A 19,846-nucleotide genomic window follows, 5' to 3' on the forward strand; every position below is an offset into this window, starting at 1 on the left:
TTGCTTGCTGATGTACGCGTCGAAGGGCAGCACAGAGCGAACGCGGCAGCGTTCTTACAACCAGGTGTGGATATTTTCGCGCATTTTTAGTACCATTAAGGGCATCCGGGGATGGATTCTACCCGCCCAGTCAGCGTGACAAAAGGCGTCGCGTTACACCATAGAACCGTTCAAAACGAATAATTGGTATGAAACTCATAGTGTTTTCACATGTTCGTCTCTTTGGGGAGGCCTTAGAGGTGACATTGGGATCGCTACCTGAGGTTGGATCGGCGATTGCCTGTTCCGCGCTGGAGGAGTTCTCAGAAACCATCGGCACCGGCGAACCGGACCTGATCCTGTTTGACGTTACTCACAAAACAGCTCTGAACGAGGCGCGTTGCTGTGCCCAGATTTGCCCCGACGTGCCAGTCATTGCCTTGGCCGTGCCGGAAGTGCCCCGGCAGGTTATCGCCTGTGCCGAGGCGGGGTTTATCGCCTACATTCCGCGCCACGCCTCAGTGGAGGAGTTGCGCGGATTGATGCGGATGGCACTGCGCGGCGAGACGATCTGCCACCCAAGGATTATCACACGCCTTTTGATGGAGCTTAGATTGCGGCGCATCGGCGATGCTCAGGCCACGGCAGGTCCCCTCACCAAGCGGGAGACAGAGGTGCTCAGACTGATCGGGCGGGGCCAGTCGAACAAGGAGGTCGCGCGGACGCTCGGTATCAGCGTGTCGACCGTCAAGGCGCATGTGCATAGCGTGCTGTCAAAGCTGCGTGTTCAGAAGCGCAGCGAGGCCATTGCCCGTCTGCGCAGCGAGCCCTGGTTGGAGCATTCCGCCTGAACATTTCGGCGTCGATGCATAGGTTAACCTGAGACCGGTTCGAATGGTCTTGTCAGAAGAACTTTGGTTGAGACGGGCAGGGGGCTTTCTTAGCTTTTGCCCACGGCCAGACCTGCCTCTTTTAAGTACTTCAAAACCAATCCCGAGATCATCCGTCTAGCGGTGAAGCTATACATCCGATTCCCGCTCTCGCTTCGGAATGTTGAAGATCTGCTGCACGAGCGAGGCATCGACGTGAGCCACGAAACTGTCCGTTATTGGTGGAACAGGTTTGGCCCGGTGTTTGCTGCTGAGATCAGACGAAAGCGCGTTCAGCAGCTGCGTGCGTTCTCTAAATGGAAGTGGCACGTGGACGAGGTTTTCGTGAAGGTGAATGGCAAGCGGCATTATCTTTGGCGGGCTGTGGATCATGAAGGCGAGGTGCTAGAAGCCGTTGTCACCAAACGCCGAAACAAAGCTTCAGCACTGAAATTCTTTAAGAAATTGATGAAGCGACACGGCACGGCGGTCGAGATCGTGACCGACCGATTTGCATCCTACAAGGCGGCACTCAAAGAAATGGGAGCGCTAGAAAAACAACAGACGGGAAGGTGGCTCAACAATCGAGTTGAGAACTCCCACCTCCCATTCCGACGACGAGAACGCGCGATGCAGTGGTTCAGGCGGATGCGAAGTCTGCAGAAGTTCGCCGCTGTTCATTCTTCCGTCTACAACCACTCCAATCAGGAGCGATCTCTCACCAGCCGAGACACCTTCAAGCTGACACGCACCGCCGCTCTTGCCGAGTGGCGCGAACTTGGTGCGGCTTAAAGGGCAGTTCTATTGGCTTAGCTGAGACTGGTTCGAATTTGTCTGACAGCACCATTGTGAGGGCCGCCGATTGGCGAATTGGGACATTTGCACCAAATCCAGGATTTCAAGCGCAGTCTTTTGCGCCTGAGCAACATCCGTTTCTCTGCGGCGCAGGCCGAAAGCCACGTTTTCAACAACGGCCATGTGTGGAAACAGCGCATAGTGCTGAAACACGGTGTTGATGGGCCGCTTCTCCGGCGGCATCGATGAGATATCCTCGCCGTAAAGCCGCAGCTCACCCGAGGTGAGATCTTCAAACCCTGCGATTAACCGCAACAAGGTTGTCTTGCCGCATCCCGATGGCCCAAGCAGAGTGAAAAACTCGTTGTCGTTGATAGACAACGATTCATTCTTCAGGGCCTCTACCGGTGGTGAACCCGGATAGCTTTTGCAAATATCAATTGCCTGAATTGCTGGGGTCAAAGACTCATCTCTCATCTGGATTGGCAAAGCTGCTTGAGTTTGGCAGAGGGTGCGCGGCCCTTGAATCACCCTTTGTTGGTAGGGCTCAGAGGGCCGCATCTACCTCATGCGCATTTCAACGCTTCTCCTGGGTCGCAATATCCGTACTCAAGGGTGTCAGCGGCTGCTTTGTGCGTCAGCTTGCCATCGTGCACATTCAGACCCTGCAGAAGGAAGGGGTTATCTAATGCCGCGAGACCGTTATTCGCCAGCGCCAACCCGTGTTGCAGCGTGGCATTGTTCAATGCGTAGCTGGATGTTTTGGGAACCGCCACAGGCATGTTGGCGACGCAGTAGTGAACCTCGCCGTCAACAACGTAGGTCGGGTTCTCATGCGTCGTCGCCTTCGACGTTTCAAAGCACCCACCTTGATCAATGGCGACGTCGACCAGCGCCGCGCCTTCTTTCATCGTGGCCAGCATATCCCGTGTTACCAGGCGTGGTGCTGCCGCGCCGGGTATGAGAACCGCACCGACTACGGCATCTGCAGTCGCCACTGCATCGGCCAACGCCGCTTTGGTGGGATAGACAGTATGAACTCGCCCATCGAACAAGTCATCCAACTGACGAAGACGCTCTAGTGAGCGGTCAAAATTGTAACCTGAGCTCCCAACCCGACGGCCATCTTGGCAGCATTGGTGCCTACAACACCGCCGCCGATCACGACAATCTCGGCAGGTTTCACACCAGGCACGCCACCAAGTAGCAGACCCTCGCCATTGTTGTGCTTTTCCAGTGCGCTCGCTGCGGCTTGGATGGAAAGACGGCCAGCGACTTCGGACATCGGAGCAAGCAAAGGCAAGGTCGCATCGGCATCGGTTAAGGATTCATAAGCAATCGCCGTGCAACCCGATGAAAGCAAACCTTTGGTTTGCTCAGGATCAGGTGCCAGATGGAGATAGGTGTATAGGATTTGCCCTTCACGCAGTTGGCTATACTCGGACGCCTGGGGTTCCTTGACCTTCACGATCATGTCCGCGGTGGCAAAGATTTCTTCGGCTGTATCAGCGATTATGGCACCGGAAGCACGATAGGTCTCGTCACTTGCCCCGATGCCAACCCCGGCCAAGGATTGGACAATGACCTCATGGCCTGCGGCCACATACTCGCTGACCGCAGCGGGCGTCAGCCCTACACGATGTTCGTTTGCTTTGATTTCTGTAGGCACTCCCACCTTCATTATCGCCACCTTTGCTGAACGGATTCTTCCCCAGACACACTCTGTGGGTCATTGGGCAGCTACCTAGATGGAGGTCTCTGGTCGCGTCGATACCACGTGTGGGGGACTGTGTTGGGCACGGTCGTTAGCCGATGCTGATCTTAGAAATCAGCCGAATGGCGCACAAGCATTCATGGAGTCTACGATGACCACCCTCGATCGAAACGCCGCTTTTGAACAAGATCGCGCGCACCTCATCCATCCCTATACCGATTTCTCAACATTCTCGAAGGAAGGCAGCCAGATAATCGAATGCGCCGAAGGAATGCATGTGAGCGATACTGAGGGCAACCGCTTGTTGGATGGCATTGCCGGGCTGTGGTGCGTCAACATTGGGCATGGTCGCAAGGAGATGGCGGACACCATCGCCGAGCAGGTCATGAACATGCAGTACTACAACCCGTTTGGTCACAGCTCCAACGTTCCTGCGGCCAACCTGGGTGCGAAACTCGCAGAGCTTGCCCCGGGTGACTTGAACCATGTTTACTACACATGTGGCGGCTCAACAGCGAATGATGCCGCCATTCGGCTGGTTCATTTCTATTTCGATCAGAAGGGCCAGCATCGAAAGAAGAAGATTATTTCCCGTCAAAACGGCTATCACGGCGCAACCTATGTCGCCGCATCGCTCACCGGAATTCACGGGACAAAACACGGGTTCGACCGGATTGGAGAAGACTTCATAACCCACGTGTCTGAAGCCAATCTTTATGCCAAGCCGGATGGTTGGAGCGACGCTGATTACTGCGACTACCTCGTTCGCGAATTCGAGGCACGCATCCAGCAGCTGGGTCCCGACAATGTAGCAGCCTTTATTGCTGAACCCATCATGGGCGCTGGCGGTGTGCTGGTCGCACCTGAGGGGTACCACAAACGTATGTGGGAGGTCTGCAAGCGCTACGACATGCTTTACATCGCTGACGAGGTCGTGACTGCGTTTGGGCGGCTGGGTGAATGGTTCGCGTCAGAAACAATGTTTGACTACCAGCCAGATATCCTGGTCTGCGCCAAAGGCCTGACCTCTGGCTACATTCCTTTGGGCGCCACTCTGATTTCAACCAAGGTCTACGATGTTATAGCGAAACCACAATGCGAAGGCGGCCTGCTGTCGATGGGGCTGACTTACTTTGGGCATCCAGTCGCCTGTGCTGCGGCATTGAAAAACATCGAAATCATGGATCGTGAAAACCTGCTCGAAAACGTGCGCGAAGTCGGGCCTTACCTCCAAGAGACCGCAAAGTCGCTTCTGAACCTGCCGATTGTCGGAGATGTGCGCGGAAGCCACCTGATGATGGGAATAGACTTGGTAAGCGACAAGTCGAGCAAAGCACCGATGGATGCCGGTGCTAACGCCGGGCATCACGTGTTCCGCAAATGTATGGAGCGCGGCGTGATTGTTCGGCCGGTGGGCGACCGGATTGTGTTGTCGCCCCCACTGATTATTTCAAAAGAACAATGCGACGAGATAGTCGGCGCAATCAGCGAGAGCATCACTGAATTTCAGGCAGAAAGGTAATCGGCATGCGAAACATCACTCTCGCCGCCACGCAGATGTCCTGTAGTTGGGACGTTGACGACAACGTTGCCAGAGCCGAAGGACTCGTCCGGCAGGCCGCCGACGCTGGTGCGCAAGTCATTCTTTTGCAAGAGCTGTTCGAAACGCCGTACTTCTGTTTGGAACAGGATCTTCGATACTTTGAGATGGCGCGCACGCTTGAAGACAGCAAGGTGGTAAGCCACTTTGGTGCGCTGGCGAATGAGTTGGATGTGGTCCTTCCAGTGTCATATTACGAACGCGCTGGTCTGACACGGTACAACTCGCTAGCAGTGATTGACGCAGACGGCTCAGTTCTCACCAATTACCGCAAAACGCATATTCCGCAAGCTCCCGGATATGAGGAGAAATTCTACTTCAGTCCAGGCGACACCGGGTTCCAAGTTGTCGAAACTAGGTACGGTCGCGTTGGGTGCGGTGTTTGTTGGGATCAGTGGTTTCCAGAAACGGCTCGTAGCCTGGTATTGCAAGGTGCCGAAATTCTGATGTTCCCGACCGCGATCGGATCTGAGCCCAAGAATCCGGAACTCGACAGCAGTGAGCATTGGCGTCGGACAATGCAAGGGCACGCAGCGGCGAATATGGTGCCGCTTGTGGCCTCTAACCGTGTCGGCCATGAAACTCAGGGGAAGACGGAAGGTCAGTTTTATGGAACATCTTTTATTGCTGGATATACCGGTGAAATACTTGCGGACGCGGATCGCTCCACAGAAGCCGTGATCACCGCGAGCGTGGATCTGGATGCCGCCAATGCTTACCGCGACAATTGGGGTATTTTCCGGGATCGGAGACCAAATATGTACAAAGCTTTGCGCAGCTTGGATGGGATTACTGCGCAGGGCCAATAAGCGGCTACCACTCACAAACTCGCCAAAACTCAAAGGGACCGCAATGCGGTCCCCTTTTTTTCGGTTCGCTGGTCTGAAATGAATCAGACGGCTGGCACCTGTTGCGTAATACAGTGGACGCCGCCGCCACCGCCGCCGATCATCCTTCCCGAAACACCTTTGACTTGGTGACGCGGGAACACTTCGCGCAAAATCCCAAGCGGCTCATCGTCTTCCGACCGGCGCCCCGAGACGGGCACGATAATCGCACCATTGCAGACGTAGAAGTTCATGTGGACGACATCAAAACTGGTCAACGGAATCTCAACCACGTCTAGTTTCCGGCCTGTTGCATCAGTCGCGGATTCGAGGATGGCCCGAGCCTCCTGCGTGATTTGCATATTCGGATCGCTCGGATCGTCGGTTGTGTGCAGCAAGACCAGGCCAGGTGCTGCAAACGCCGCTATTCCATCAATGTGACCGTCGGTAATCGGGTCCGGTGTCAGACCCCGAGACAGCCACAAGACCTTCGTGACGCCGAGTTGGGCCCGTAGTTCGTCTTCGATTTCAGCCTTGGTCCAACCGGGGTTTCTGTTGCGATTCAGCAGGCACTCTTCGGTGGTCAGGACGGTTCCCTGCCCATCAAACGCAACTGCCCCTCCTTCAACCACCAGATTGCTCTGATACATCGGCATATCCAGCTTGGCAGCGAGTCTTCCTTTGACAAGCTGATCGTCACGATACGGAGGGAATTTCTTGCCCCACCCATTAAACGTGAACCCCGCAACGCGACGATCACCTGAAGCGTTTTTCAGGATCATCGGGCCGCTGTCGCGCGACCAGGCGTCGTTAAGCGGCATTTCGACCAGCTCGATCTGGCCGCTGAGCATGCTTCTGGCGATTTTGAGATCCTGCCTACGAACCGCCATCGTCACAGGTTCGAACTCGGCGATGGTATTTGCGGTTTCCGCCCATTCCCGTCGGGCATCCTCCAGATCACGGCGGTGCCAGTTCTGGGGGGATGGGAATTGCATCAAGGTCCGCTCGTGCTTTTCCCATTCAGCAGGGAAGTAATAGCCATCCGAGCCACCAGCCCCTTCGACGATTGTTGCGCCCGTCTGACTATAGTCCACTTGTTTGTCCTTCCTAGCCCAACTTGGCGACGCCAAACTTAAAGATGCGGTTGCGCCTAAAAAGAACCGCCTGTTCATGTGTTTCACTATACTCCGGCCTCCGATGCCCCGAGAGATGGATCCAAATGATCGCGCAAAGAGTCACCCAATAGGTTGAAACCAATGGCGACCAGCGCAATTGCGCCCCCTGGGAAAACGGCAAGCCACCAGGAAGCGGGTTGGTGAGTCAGGCTTTCGAAAATCATAACTCCCCATTCCGGAGTGGGCGCCTGTGCCCCCAATCCCAGAAAAGACAGGCCTGAGGCCGCCAAAATGACGAACCCCACATCCGTCGTTGCTTGCACGATCACAAGTGGCCACACCATCGGCAGCAGCGATGTGAAGATCAGGCGCGTATGCGAAGCTCCAAGGCAACGGCTGGCCGCGACAAATTCCTGTTCTTTTAGGGAAAGCACACGGCTGCGGATAAGTCGGGCGTACCAGGGCCAGAAAACCGCTGCCAAAGCGACGGTGGTTGAGACCATGCCGCCACCAAAGCTCGCGGCTATCGCCGCAGCCAAAATCAATGCCGGAAACGCCAGAAACAGATCTGTAACCCGCATCAACACCTCGTCGACCCATCCGCCGACGTAACCCGCTACCAGACCGACTGAAGTGCCGACTACAGATGCCACAGCTAAGACCGCAAACGAAACCGACAGCGATATCCATGATCCGGCAACGACCCGAGCAAGCATGTCTCGCCCGATCTTGTCCGTGCCCATCCAGTGTTCTCTGCTCGGCGGTTCGAGCCGCGCCATGATGTTCATCTTTAGCGGATCGAAGGCGGTGACATGTACGTCCAGAAGATAAGCGAAAAAGGCAGAAACCGAGACGACGACGATAAACGAGACGATGCAGACGGCTAGAAAGGCCTGACCAGAAGATGTTGCAAACCTGACAATCTGTGCTGCACGTTCGCTGCCCGGAAATCGCGTTCTTTGGCCTCGGCGGATCAAGTTGGTATCTGAGCTCATGAGAGTTTCACCCGCGGGTCGAGCAGCGAATAGCTGAGGTCGACCAAAAAGTTGATCAAGGTGTAGGCAATCGAAACGACAAGCGTGATTGCCATGATTGCGTTGTAGTCCGAAGACGCGATTGCGTTGGCTGTGTAACGGCCTAATCCCGGCCAATCGAAGATCAACTCAATGAACACTGCTCCTGAGATCAAGAGACCCGTGTTCAGACCAAAAATCGTCACAATCGGCAAAAGCGCGTTACGCAGAGCATGCCGCAAGTAAACGCGAACCGGCCGAATGCCTTTGGATCGCGCTGTTCGGATGAAATCCTGCGACAGAACCTCAAGCATTGTGGTGCGAACGACGCGGATCGTGATTGCCATTGAAGGGATGGCCAAAACGGTAACTGGAAGGATCATGTGCTTCAGCGCATCGACAAACAGGTCAAACCGACCGGCCAGAAGGCTGTCGAGTGTCATGAAACCCGTCACAAAATCCGGAGGTGTGACACCGGTTCCCAGACGACCCCCAAACGGCAAAAGGCCAAGCGTTGCGAAAAACAGCAGCTGGAAGACCAATGCCAACCAGAAATCCGGCACAGACAGGCCCAGTACGGCCACGCCGCGTACGCCAACGTCCGAAGGTGTGCCACTGCGCACGGCAGCCAGAACACCCAAGAGGACACCAAGAATAAGTGAGATGCAGGCCGCCATAGTGACTAGTTCCAGCGTTGCCGGAAAAAAGGTGACAATGTCTTCGGATATCGGACGGCGTGTGACAACAGAACGGCCAAAGTCACCTTCCATGACGTTGCCTAAATAGGTCAGAAATTGCGTGCCAATTGGGTCATCCAGTCCCAGGCGTTCCCTGACTGCTGCCACAGCGTCAGCATCGGCGCGGGCACCGGCGATCAGCCGCGCGGGATCGCCCGGCAAAAGGCGGGCGAGCGCGAATGTCATCAGTACGACTCCGCCGATCAGGATCGTTGTTGCGACTGCGCGGCGGAGAATGAAACGAAGCATTCGCTTACCTCTCAGTTGCCGCGCGACAGGTTGTACATATCCAGCGTCGCAACATAGATCGGATTGTTCTCAATGCCTTCGATGTCATTTCGCGACACGAATTGCGCGCGTTCCTGAAGGATCGGAAGCCAGGCAGGGTCCTCGGTTGTCAGAATATCTGCAAGGCGTTTGAACTTGGCCGCCATATCCTCGGTCATGACCTGATTGCGGAGCTCGTCGATCAACGCCGTCGCCTCATCATTGGCATAACGACCCGCATTGCCGTCATAAGTTGCTGCGTCTCCGCTAAACAGACCCCAGGCAAAGCTGTAAGGGTGATCGACGTTCGGCCACCAGGAGAAGTAGAAGAGATCCGGGCGCTCCTCAGCTTCACCTTCGCCGAAGAACACATCGAGATAGGCCGAGAAAGACAACTCCTGAAGTTTCAGGTCGATGCCAATCTCAGATAACCAGGCCTGCAGCAACTGACCTTCGATATCTCCGAAGCCCGCGTAATAGGCCATCGTGAGTTCGGTGCCTTCAGCGATGCCTGCCTCTTCAAGCAATGCCCGGGAGCGATCCAGATCGAATGGTAGCAATCGGTCATTGCCATCGAGCCCCTGCATTTGGGTGGGGAAGACCGATGTCGGCTTGTCTGCCGTGCCAAGGGTTACCTGTTCGATATATGCGTCGTGATCAAACGCATGGCTGATTGCTTGCCTTGCTTTTGGATCAGCAAGCTTACCATCTGTAGCAAACGCCACGTATTGAACCGTAAAGGTGGGGGCGTCGATCATTTTGAACCGCGGATCGTCACGCAGGGCCACCATGTCTTCCGGCTCCATCGCCAGCGTCATATCAGCCTCACCGGTCTCCAACAGTTGTCTGCGCGTCGCTGACACCGGCATCGTCTTGGTGATGACACGCTCGAAATGTGGATGATCCCATCCGCCACGATAGTCCGGGTTCGCAACAAAGGTGGCGTCTTGGCCTGGATTTAGGCTCTCCAGCTTATAAGGACCCGTACCGACAGGATTGGACTGAAGAAATTCCGAGCCCATGTCATCATCGCCCTTGGAATTGGCTTCTGCAGCAGTCGGGCTGGCTATCCAGAACCCGTATTGCGAGCTAACCTGTCTGTCGAAGAAGGGGCGCGGCTCTCCCAAATCAAAGCGGACGGTCCTGTCATCGACGACGACAATCTGTGTCTCGGGATCGTCAAGCTGCCAGGTTCCTGCGAGGCCGGCAGGATGCAGCACCATCCGGGTCACCGCTTTTTTCACGGCTTCTGCATTGAACGGCGTGCCATCGTGAAATGTCACGCCATCGACCAGCGTGAACGTCCAGCTTGTGTTGTCTTCATTGGCTTCCCAGGCCTCTGCCAGCGCAGGTTTGACCGAAAGAGTATCGCTTCCATCCAGGATCGTCAGGGTTTCGTAGATCGGGCGCAACCCATAAGCCCACTCGATATTCGTTGCCGGGTCCAGATTCTCGACCGTGGCATCGACCAGAACAACCAGCGTTTTGGGATCGCGCGCGCCAATGTCGGGTGCTTTTGCAGCGGTGTCCGCCCACACGCGACCTGTTGGGGCGAATGCCATCGCCGCCATTGAACACGCCCCGGCAAGGAATGATCGGCGTGGCAACCGGAACTGTGGCGAATGTCGTGTCGGTGTGGGTTTGGTCATGGCTGGCTCCCTAAAGTTCTTCCAACGAGCGGATGCATCGCGGTTTGTGTTTTTTGATAGAAGCCAGCGTCGCAGTTTGCCGTCCGACCTGTCGATACCACATAAGGGGCACATTCGCGTAACGCTGAAATGTATAAAAAGAGACGGCGGCCAAGATTCAATGCCGTCTTGACCGAGCTTTTCTGAACCGGATTCACGGCATAGGAACACCAATACGAATGGAACTATTGCGAGTAGATAACCTGTCCGTATCAGTCGGTAGCGGATCACACGCTGCACCCATCGTGGACAGGTTGTCATTTAAACTGAACCGTGGCCAATGTCTTGGTATCGTAGGAGAAAGCGGTTCAGGAAAAAGCACAGCTGCCATGGCAATCATGGGGCTGCTGGACCAGCGGTCTCTCAGTGTTTCCGGAGCTGTTGAATTTGACGGCCAAAATCTTCTACAGCTATCACAAAAGAAACTACGCGATCTGCAGGGTACTGAAATTGCGATGGTTTTCCAAGATCCCATGAGCAGCCTCAACCCTGTCTTGCGGATCGGAGACCAGATTATCGAATGTGTTCAGGCCCACCGCAAGCAACCTGCGAAAGAAGCACGGTCCCGCGCCGTCGAGGTGTTGTCCCAGGTGGGAATGCCCGACCCGGAGGGAATGCTCAAGCGCTATCCACATCAGCTTAGCGGTGGTCAGCGACAGCGCGTGATGATTGCGATGGCGATTGTATTCAAACCCCGATTGCTGATTGCAGATGAACCAACAACGGCACTGGACCTGACCATTCAGGCGCAAATCCTCGATTTGCTTAAGGCTCTCTCTCGGGACCTCGATATGGCGGTCGTTTTGATTACTCATGATCTGGGCGTCGTTTCGCAAATGAGCGACGAAGTTATCGTGCTTTATTCGGGCCGGGACGTGGAACGCGGGCCTACCGAACAGGTGCTTGAGACACCTCAACACCCATACACGATTGGTCTTCTCGGCGCGCATCCTTCACTGGATACGGATCAGGACCGGCTCACTCCGATCCCTGGCGCGCCTCCTTCAATTTGGGAGCGCCCTTCGGGGTGCGCGTTCCGGGATCGTTGCCGGGAAGCCGTAGACGCCTGTGCCGAAGCGACACCGCCACAAGTCATGATTGATAGAGTGATCATCTGGTAGCGTGCCACTTGCGCAGCGGGACGACACCTCAGAGGAAGACCGCATGACTAACCCAGCACTCAACATAGAAAACCTGTCGGTCGAGTTCGCGTCATCTGCGCCACGAGGGTTTTTTGAGGCACCTTCCACATTTCGAGCCCTCAATAACATCACTTTGTCCGTAAACCCCGGAGAAGTGCTCGGCTTGATCGGTGAGTCCGGCAGTGGAAAAACGACTTTGGGAAAAGCGATTGTTGGCCTTGTCGAGCAGTCGAGCGGGTCTTTGGTGATTAACGGTGAAGCTCTTGATACCACCAAGCCTGCTGACCGACGCAAATTGGCGCGACAGGTGCAGATGGTGTTCCAGGATCCATATTCCTCGCTGCATCCTCGAAAAACCGTTGGATATACGTTGGCCGAACCGTTTCGCATTCAGAAAACGGCAGATCGGAACAACGAAAAGGACCGTGTTCAGGCGTTGCTTGAGCGGGTTGGGCTGAATCCGCAGCACGCAGCGCGGTTTCCCCAACACTTCAGCGGCGGTCAGCGGCAGCGCATCGCGATCGCACGGGCCATTGCGAACAGCCCGTCGATCATTGTGGCAGATGAGCCGGTCAGTGCGCTTGATGTGTCAGTTCAGGCGCAAATCCTGAACCTTCTGGATGAACTGCGCACTCAGGAGAACATGGCAATGCTGTTCATCAGCCACGACCTTTCAGTTGTGCGCCATCTTTGCCAACGTATCGCCGTCATGTATCTGGGGGAGATTGTGGAAACTGGTCCATCCAAAGCTCTGTCTGCCAATCCCAAGCACCCTTATACAGCCGCGCTGATGTCGGCAGTGCCACGCGTTAAGGCCAAGAACAAGGCGCGATCAAAGCCGATTGTTTTGAAGGGCGATGTGCCTTCGCACGATGCTATACCGTCTGGTTGCCCGTTTCACACGCGCTGCTGGTTGTATGAGCAAAAAGGCCGTCCTGCGCGATGTCGTTCGGAGGTTCCAAAACTGGTTGATCAAGCCGACGATCGTCAGTCAGCTTGTTTTTTTCCCGAAGATGTGGCCGTGTGTGCCGAAGGGGCGTGAGCCATCAGCCAGTCCCACAAGGCCCGTACAGCGGGTCGTTGCAGGTCACGATCCTGGGTGACGATGTACATGACCCGGCCGGTTTCCAGTACGTGTTCGCCTGCCTTACACAACTGCCCCTTTTCCAACCACGGCGCTGCCAGATCGGGGTTTCCCAGATAGACGCCGAGACCTTGCGCGGCAGCATCCAGTGCATAAACGGGATCGGAGAAATTTAAACCCGCTGAGTAGTTTTCACGCGATAGTCCGGCACGAATGTACCAGGTTTGCCAATCATCCGGCTCTTCATCATGAATAAGGGGGGTGGTTTCAGGGGTGCTATGAAACGTCTCTAGTAGGCTTGGGGTGCATAGTGGAACACGCCGCTCTGAGAGAAATTGGGCCCCTATTTCATCCGGAATTTGCGGCGGTTCGTAACGAAATGAGATGTCATATTCCGTCTCGACCAGTTCGGCTGTCAGCTCGCCTGTATACAGCCATGGCTCCACTTCCGGATTTGATGATTTGAGTTCAGCCAATCTGGGCATGAACCAACTGGCGGCAACGACCGGCAGAATCTGCACGACCACTGTCCCTGGTTTTGAGTACGCATCAAGCCGCTGAACGCCCTGACGTACGGTTTCCAGCGCCTCCAAACTCGTTCGATACAGATCTCTACCGGCATCAGTAAGTTCGATGCCGCGCCCAACGCGGTGAAACAAGGGTTGCTCCAGATGTGTTTCCAACGTTCGAATCTGGTGGGAAATCGCGGACTGGGTCACGTTCAGCTCATCCGCTGCTTGCGAAAAGCTTCCCAGGCGCGCCGCCGCTTCAAATCCTACAAGCGATCCAAGCGGTGGGAGGAGGCGATAGGGATTATTCATGAGCTATACTAATGGATTTTCCAAGAATTACGAGTTTGTCCATCACTGTATCTAATGAATAGACTCCAAACAAGACACAGCCATTGAAGATCGGAGTCACACGTGCAGCGGCAAACACCAAAACAAGCCGGATTTCACATGCCAGCTGAATGGGCGGATCATGAACGGACATGGATGATGTGGCCATCACGCGCTGAAGTTTGGGACGACATCACTGAAACGCGCCGGAACTACGCAGACGTGGCCCACGCCATTCGCCAGTTTGAGCCGTTGACCATGTTGGTTCGTCAGAAAGACACCGTTGCAGCACGTGACCTGTTGGGCAGTGATATTGAACTGTTGGAGCACCCGATCAACGACAGCTGGGCACGTGACGCTGGTCCCTGCTTCCTTGTCGACGGAGAGGGCAACAAGGCCGGAACCTCATTCCGCTTCAACGCTTGGGGCGGCAAATATGTGCCGTTTGCGGGCGATGATACAGTCTCATCAACAATCCTCGAAAAGTCCGGAGTGCGTAAGTTCGTGTCGGACCTGATCGCCGAAGGCGGTGGGGTCAGCGTCGACGGTGAAGGCACGATTCTCACCACCAAAAGCTGTTTCCCGAACTTGAACCGCAATCCTGACTGGACACGGGCCGATATCGAATCCGAGCTGAAAGAGATGCTGGGTGGCGACAAGGTTATCTGGCTTCCGGGAAACGTTGAAGAAACGGAAACCGACGGGCACGTTGATGGCATCGCCGCCTTTCTGGCGCCGGGTGTGGTGCTGGTCGAAGGTGAAGGACCTGCAGATCACGAGTGGCATGACATCAATGTCGCCAACATTTCCGCACTTGAGACCCAGACCGACGCCAAAGGACGCCCGCTGTCACTGATACGTGTTCCGGATGCGGCGGATTTTGCAACGGATAACGAAAAGTTCTGCCGTTCATACGTGAATTCCTACATCTGCAACGGTGGCGTGGTGATGCCGAAATACGGCCTGCCAGAAGATGACATGGTCCGCGAAGTGTTCGAGCAATACCTGCCAGGCCGCCATGTTGCCCAAGTCGAAATCCCATCTATCGCCATCGGTGGTGGCGGCATTCATTGCATCACGCAACAGGAGCCAAAGTCATGAACAAGGAACTGCGCCAGACCCTGATCAGCAGTACACCCGGAGAGTTGGGCTTTGTGATGCCAGCCGAAACCGCACGTCATGCCGCTTGCTGGATGGCGTGGGTCCACGACGACCATCCCGACACCTGGGGGAAGGATATTGCAACGGTTCAGAATGCCTTTGTCGCGATTGCCAGCGCGATCTCCCAATTTGAGCCTGTGCGAGTGATCGCAGCACCCCATGCCTTCAAACTGGCCCGTCGCAAACTGCCAGGGCACATCGATGTGATCGCGCTGGATCAGGATGACCTGTGGTTCCGGGATACCGGGCCTTTGTTTGTGCAGAATGCAAATGGTCAGACCATCGGATCAAACCTGGTGTTCAATAACTGGGGCGGCAAGTTCCCGCTTGAGCCTGGTGACAGGGACGTAGGTGAAAAGCTGGTATCCAATCTTGGGCTTCCATATTTTCAGTCGCCCCTATGCGGCGAAGGAGGCGGGCTAATCAGCGATGGGCGCGGAACTGTGATCACCACGGAAACCTGTTTTCTCAACTCCAACCGCAACCCGGGAATGACCAAGGCAGATGTCGAACGCGAGCTGTTTCACGCGATCGGCGCACGCAAAGTCATCTGGTTGCCCGGCGATGAAAACGAATGGATCACGGATGGTCACATCGATGGTGTTCTGACCTTTACGCGGCCGGGTCATGTTCTGTTCGAGGACAACCCTGATAGCGAAAATCCTCATCAAAGGGTCTGTCGGGAAAACCTCAAAGCACTGCGTAGGCAAACCGACGCTAACGGAAATGAAATCGAAATTACGCTGATGAACGAGGCTTACCTTTATCATCACGAGAGCGAGTTCACCGCTACATCATATGTGAATTGCTACATTGCAAACGGCGGAGTGATTCTGCCCAGCTTTGGCACCCCCGAGACAGACGATGCGGCCGTCGAAACCTTCAGGAAAGCCTTTCCCGATCGCCAGATCGCTCAGGTCGATATCCGGGACATCTGCTGGAACGGTGGCGGCATTCACTGCATGACCCAGCAGCAGCCCGCTTGACGGTCAGGAAACGGAGGTTGGATATGCTCAGTCTGAAGGTCAACAATGATGCCATTGGAACTCAACCAGCGAATTCCGTGTCAGGAATTGATCGAGCCCTATCGGCTGAGACCTTAGCGGGCTTGGCTACGGTCATAGAAAAGGTTGGGCACGAGGGGTTCCTTGGGGCGCTTGCGGCCCTGTGCCAGTCGATCTCGGGCTATGACAGCACCTTTGTGACTGCGTTCTTTCCCTCACATTCGCCGGTCGAATTGTTCGACAACCTCGACGATCAATACTGTGACGCGACAATCAAGCCCTACCTTGATTTCGCTTACCTGCTCGACCCGTTTTACAACCTGTTTCAGCAGGGTTTCGGTGACGGGGTGATGGCTTTGAATGACTGCGCGCCGGATGATTTTCTGGTCTCAGAATACTACCAGACGTTCTACTCAGGCACCGGGTTGTTTGACGAATCCGTGCTATTCATCCGCTTTGATCAAGACACGTGCCTTGCGCTTTCATTGGGCAGTCGGGAAGAGGGTTTTCAGCTGTCAACGCCGGCACGCTCGGCGCTGGAAGAGTTGCTTCCCTGCATAGCAGCCCTTTGCCGTCGACATTGGCCCCGCTTGGATCCGGAAACCGTCATTGGTCACGGACGCATCGGGCAGCACCTCAACAAGTCCTTCGAGCGCTTTGCCACATCAATTCTTAGCGAACGTGAAGCAGAGATTGTGCGCCTTATTCTCAAGGGCCACTCGTCCAAATCCATTGCGCGCGAACTGGGCAACAGCCCCGAGACAGTAAAAGTCCACCGTAAGCGTATTCACGCAAAGCTGGGCATAGCCTCCCAGGGAGAGTTGTTTTCCCTGTTTCTCGAGGCGCTCTCCCGAACGCCTGCGAATGCAACAGAAGACCCGCTTGTTTACCTCGACCGCAAGCTGAATGATCCGTACGACGATTGAAGTCTATTCTTCAAAAAGACCAATGGCGTCAAAAACAGCCTCACCCTGAAGCAAAGTGGCTTCGATTTCGGCAGAGGGTATCTGGCTGACCGGTAATTCCAGGATGTTCTCGCTGATCACAACCAGATCGGCGTATTTCCCAACTTCAATGGACCCTGTTTTGTCATCATGTTGTAGCAGGTAAGCCGGATTGATGGTCATCGCTTCGATCGCTGTTTCAACGTCTGGAAAGCCATTCGTTTCGCGACTGACGGCTGCAGAGATTTTAATCAGCGGGTTTAGTTCGTCTGCATCCCAATCACTGCTCATGGTGACGGTGGCTCCGGCGTTCAGCAAATCTCCTGCAGGCAAAAGTCGATCTGTCCTGTCACCGATGAATTCTCCGATAAAGTCGATGTAATCATCTTCAAGCGCACTAGGTGGGATTTGGAAATCAGCAATGGCATTCAGTTCTGCAAATCGCGGATAGTCTGCCGGGTCTACCAAATAAAGATGCGTCAGTCGGTGCGGCCCTGAATCTTGGTTCGCATCGACGATGGCATCTAACGCCAACCGTGCGCCGTTATCGCCTGTTACATGAAAATGCAGTTGAAACCCTGCCGCGCTGAACTCATGAGCAACCTTATTCAAATACTCGCCTGGGAAATAGAGATAGCCAAGCTCGGGACCGGCGTCGTTCTCATATGGCTCAAGTAGAGCTCCGGTTCCTTGGCTAAGAATCCCATCAACATAAATCTTTGCTTGGTTGAATCGAACCAAACGGTCGGGGTCGTTGTGAAACAGGTCCCTTAGTTCGGAAAGTTGTTCTTCGAGAGGGCGGTCAGGATAGACGTAGAATGCATTTGACGCACGTACCGTCAGCTCTCCCACCTCTTCAGCCCAATCCCAAACACGGTGATGCCCCTGCGGCCAATACCCTCCAGCGTCGCTAACAGTTGTGATTCCGTTCAGGTTCAGCTCATTGGCGGCGGCAATAAAGCTATCATAGGCAAAATTCAGATGATCTTCGGTCGGCAGGAATGCCAAGGTGCGCAAGTTATGAGGCGCATTTTCCAGCACCACACCGTTTGGCGCGCCTTGATCGTTTCGTAGTATGATGTTGCCGTTCGCCTTGTCGCCAGAAACATCATACCCCGCCGCCTTCAGAGCTACTGTATTTGCCCAAGCTCCGTGACCGATGTCGTCCAGGATCAAAATGGGACGGTCCGGCAGCAGCGCGTCCAAAAACTCAACTGGGTTTGGGTGCAGGTCCAACAGGTTCGGTATGTTTACGCCCGAAGCGCGAACCCACTCGCCCGTGCTATCATTCTCGGCGCATTCCAAGACGCTGTCCCGATACCCGTTCAGACTGTCAAATGGTTCGAATTCGCAAAGAGCTGCGTTTACGCCTGCCTCAATCGCATGAAGATGGACGTCCTGAAAACCAGGCAAAACCATGCGCCCTTCTAGATCGATGATCGATGCGTCAGATCCGACAACGGCCATAACCTCAGCGTCTGTTCCGACGGCGACAATTATCCCGTTTTCGTCGATTCCGACCGCCTCAGCCCAATCGCGATTTTCGTTAACGGTGTAGACGTCGGCACCCGTGAGAACCAAGGGCTGCGAAAACGCGTTTCCCGCGGCCATTGGGGAGAGCAATGTGGTTGCGAGGATGAAAGCTCGGGTCATTGGGGATCCCATTCGTATTGCGGAGTCTTAAGGGTTTGCATCTCGAAGATTCGGCGTCTTACTCCTGCACTTGCAGGGCGTTCTGGTTCGCTTTGGCAAAGCGCAACGCCATATCCAGCAGGACATTGGCTCCGGCGGCGGTATGTTCTGGCTTTGTATACTCCAATTCATTGTGACTGATCCCGTCACGGCATGGAACGAAGATCATTGTAGTGGGTACGACCTGCGCCAGATTGAATGCATCATGTCCAGCCCCGGAAACAATTTCCATGGAAGGAAAGTTACGTTGTTTAGCTGCCTCGCGGACCCCGCTCACCATTTCCGGATCGAACTGAACCACGGGAGAATGCCAGCGACATTGTGCTTTCACCTCAAGCTTCGGGTGTTCGGACGCAATGTCACAAATCCCATTGAGAAATGCGTCTTGCATAGCAACCAGGTCAGCTTCTCTTGGGTGTCGCAGGTCAACGCTCAGACAAACTTGCCCCGGCACAACATTGATCGACCCTGGACGTGTCTCGACTTTGCCAATAGTTGCGCGCGCGTTTTCATCCTTCTGCCCGATCCGATAGACCAGTTCGACAACAGGCGCTAACGCGGGCACAGGATCGCGGCGACTATGCATCGGAACTGGCCCTGCATGCGTTTCCTCACCTGTCAGCGTGACATCGTACCAACGGATACCTTGTCCCCCGGTGACAACCCCGATTGCCTTGTCTTCCATTTCCAAAATTGGACCTTGCTCGATATGCAGTTCGACATACCGTTCAATCTGTTGAAATCCCGGGGGACACCCCTTGTCATACCCATGGTGCGCCGTTTCGTCAGCGACAGAAACGCCTTGATCATCTGTGGTTGCAAGAACACTCGGTAGATCAAGAACGCCGCAATACACTCCAGAGCCCATCATCGCAGGCTGAAACCGGGCACCTTCTTCATTGGTCCAAACGACAAGGTCGATCGGTGCCCGAGTCCTGATCTTGAAATCATCCAATGTCTCAAGAACCTCCAGGCCCGCGAGAACACCAAGCATACCATCGAACCTGCCGCCATTTGGCTGTGTGTCCAGATGCGATCCGATGGCGAGCGGGAGCGCATCGGGATCAGTGCCATCGCGGCGAATGAACAAGTTTCCGATCTTGTCAAACATTGCCCGATACCCGCGGGATTCACACCACGCAAGAAACAATTCCCGGCCATCAACATCGTCCTGTGACAAGGCAAGCCTGCGACTTCCATTATTCGGGATCTCACCAATTTCAGACATGTCCATTAACCGGGACCATAAGCGTTCGGGATTGATCGAAATTCTCGTCATTTTCACCATCTATTCGTGATTAGGCGGTCGGATATCCGGTGTGACCGCTTTCATTCTTTGCGTTTGTTCAAAGCCCAACAATCCCCCATGAGGGGTA

The 19,846-nt window shown here is 54.9% G+C and carries 17 protein-coding genes and 1 pseudogene; 9 read left to right on the plus strand and 9 right to left on the minus strand.

Features of this window, described 5'->3' with window-relative positions; all coding sequences use genetic code 11:
• Positions 1-245: 245 nt before the first annotated feature.
• Both ACOQFT_RS19160 and ACOQFT_RS19165 read left to right on the plus strand, forming a co-directional pair.
• Positions 246-830: a DNA-binding response regulator gene (locus ACOQFT_RS19160; RefSeq protein ID WP_421599459.1), complete on the plus strand. Its 585-nt coding sequence runs from the start codon at positions 246-248 to the stop codon at positions 828-830.
• Positions 831-926: 96 nt separating this feature from the next.
• Entirely contained in the window at positions 927-1,640 is a 714-nt protein-coding gene (locus ACOQFT_RS19165; RefSeq protein ID WP_421599460.1) for an IS6 family transposase, read from the plus strand.
• 9 nt (positions 1,641-1,649) lie between these two features.
• Here ACOQFT_RS19165 and ACOQFT_RS19170 read toward each other — a convergent pair whose 3' ends face one another.
• Both ACOQFT_RS19170 and ald read right to left on the minus strand, forming a co-directional pair.
• On the minus strand, positions 1,650-2,105 hold the full coding sequence (locus tag ACOQFT_RS19170) for an ABC transporter ATP-binding protein (protein WP_421599461.1): 456 nt from the start codon (positions 2,103-2,105) through the stop codon (positions 1,650-1,652).
• Between the two features lie 104 nt (positions 2,106-2,209).
• Positions 2,210-3,324 (minus strand): annotated as a pseudogene (ald, locus tag ACOQFT_RS19175) (alanine dehydrogenase).
• A gap of 184 nt (positions 3,325-3,508) precedes the next feature.
• Here ald and ACOQFT_RS19180 point away from each other — a divergent pair.
• Entirely contained in the window at positions 3,509-4,879 is a 1,371-nt protein-coding gene (locus ACOQFT_RS19180) for an aminotransferase (protein ID WP_421599462.1), read from the plus strand.
• A gap of 5 nt (positions 4,880-4,884) precedes the next feature.
• Positions 4,885-5,766, plus strand: coding sequence for an N-carbamoylputrescine amidase (aguB, locus tag ACOQFT_RS19185; RefSeq protein ID WP_421599463.1), 882 nt, complete (start codon positions 4,885-4,887; stop codon positions 5,764-5,766).
• A gap of 83 nt (positions 5,767-5,849) precedes the next feature.
• Here aguB and ACOQFT_RS19190 read toward each other — a convergent pair whose 3' ends face one another.
• Genes ACOQFT_RS19190 through ACOQFT_RS19205 form a run of 4 tightly spaced genes read right to left on the minus strand, consistent with a single transcriptional unit; the run spans position 5,850 to position 10,835 of the window.
• Positions 5,850-6,956 carry an agmatine deiminase family protein gene (locus ACOQFT_RS19190; protein ID WP_421600069.1) on the minus strand — a complete coding sequence of 369 codons (1,107 nt, stop codon included), beginning with the start codon at positions 6,954-6,956 and terminating at the stop codon, positions 5,850-5,852.
• A gap of 8 nt (positions 6,957-6,964) precedes the next feature.
• Positions 6,965-7,894 (minus strand): ABC transporter permease, encoded by a 930-nt coding sequence (locus ACOQFT_RS19195; protein WP_421599464.1) that lies wholly within the window; start codon positions 7,892-7,894, stop codon positions 6,965-6,967.
• Positions 7,891-8,898, minus strand: coding sequence for an ABC transporter permease (locus tag ACOQFT_RS19200; RefSeq protein ID WP_421599465.1), 1,008 nt, complete (start codon positions 8,896-8,898; stop codon positions 7,891-7,893). Before ACOQFT_RS19200 ends, ACOQFT_RS19195 begins: the two co-directional genes overlap by 4 nt.
• 11 nt (positions 8,899-8,909) lie before the next feature.
• Positions 8,910-10,835: an ABC transporter substrate-binding protein gene (locus tag ACOQFT_RS19205; protein ID WP_421599466.1), complete on the minus strand. Its 1,926-nt coding sequence runs from the start codon at positions 10,833-10,835 to the stop codon at positions 8,910-8,912.
• Between ACOQFT_RS19205 and ACOQFT_RS19210 the strand changes: the two genes are divergently transcribed.
• Both ACOQFT_RS19210 and ACOQFT_RS19215 read left to right on the plus strand, forming a co-directional pair.
• Positions 10,784-11,725, plus strand: coding sequence for an ABC transporter ATP-binding protein (locus ACOQFT_RS19210; protein ID WP_421599467.1), 942 nt, complete (start codon positions 10,784-10,786; stop codon positions 11,723-11,725). The genes ACOQFT_RS19205 and ACOQFT_RS19210 overlap by 52 nt on opposite strands.
• 43 nt (positions 11,726-11,768) lie before the next feature.
• A complete protein-coding gene (locus ACOQFT_RS19215; protein WP_421599468.1) occupies positions 11,769-12,788 on the plus strand; it encodes an ABC transporter ATP-binding protein in 1,020 nt (339 codons plus the stop codon).
• On the opposite strand, the gene ACOQFT_RS19220 is transcribed toward ACOQFT_RS19215, so the two are convergent.
• Complete coding sequence (locus ACOQFT_RS19220) at positions 12,734-13,651, minus strand: LysR family transcriptional regulator (protein ID WP_421599469.1); 918 nt, start codon at positions 13,649-13,651, stop codon at positions 12,734-12,736. The two genes, ACOQFT_RS19215 and ACOQFT_RS19220, sit on opposite strands and share 55 nt — an antisense overlap.
• A 138-nt stretch (positions 13,652-13,789) precedes the next feature.
• Between ACOQFT_RS19220 and ACOQFT_RS19225 the strand changes: the two genes are divergently transcribed.
• From ACOQFT_RS19225 to ACOQFT_RS19235, 3 genes are read left to right on the plus strand one after another with little or no spacing between them, the layout of a single operon-like run.
• Entirely contained in the window at positions 13,790-14,770 is a 981-nt protein-coding gene (locus ACOQFT_RS19225; RefSeq protein WP_421599470.1) for an agmatine deiminase family protein, read from the plus strand.
• On the plus strand, positions 14,767-15,816 hold the full coding sequence (locus ACOQFT_RS19230) for an agmatine deiminase family protein (RefSeq protein WP_421599471.1): 1,050 nt from the start codon (positions 14,767-14,769) through the stop codon (positions 15,814-15,816). Before ACOQFT_RS19225 ends, ACOQFT_RS19230 begins: the two co-directional genes overlap by 4 nt.
• A 23-nt stretch (positions 15,817-15,839) precedes the next feature.
• Positions 15,840-16,760 carry a helix-turn-helix transcriptional regulator gene (locus tag ACOQFT_RS19235; RefSeq protein ID WP_421599472.1) on the plus strand — a complete coding sequence of 307 codons (921 nt, stop codon included), beginning with the start codon at positions 15,840-15,842 and terminating at the stop codon, positions 16,758-16,760.
• Between the two features lie 3 nt (positions 16,761-16,763).
• Here the strand turns inward: ACOQFT_RS19235 and ACOQFT_RS19240 are convergent, their stop codons facing one another.
• Complete coding sequence (locus tag ACOQFT_RS19240; RefSeq protein ID WP_421599473.1) at positions 16,764-18,431, minus strand: amidohydrolase; 1,668 nt, start codon at positions 18,429-18,431, stop codon at positions 16,764-16,766.
• Positions 18,432-18,489: 58 nt separating this feature from the next.
• Positions 18,490-19,749 (minus strand): M20 family metallo-hydrolase, encoded by a 1,260-nt coding sequence (locus ACOQFT_RS19245; protein ID WP_421599474.1) that lies wholly within the window; start codon positions 19,747-19,749, stop codon positions 18,490-18,492.
• Positions 19,750-19,846 lie beyond the last annotated feature (97 nt).

Origin of the sequence: Ruegeria sp. MALMAid1280 (assembly GCF_049195285.1) — a bacterium.
Lineage (GTDB): Bacteria > Pseudomonadota > Alphaproteobacteria > Rhodobacterales > Rhodobacteraceae > Ruegeria.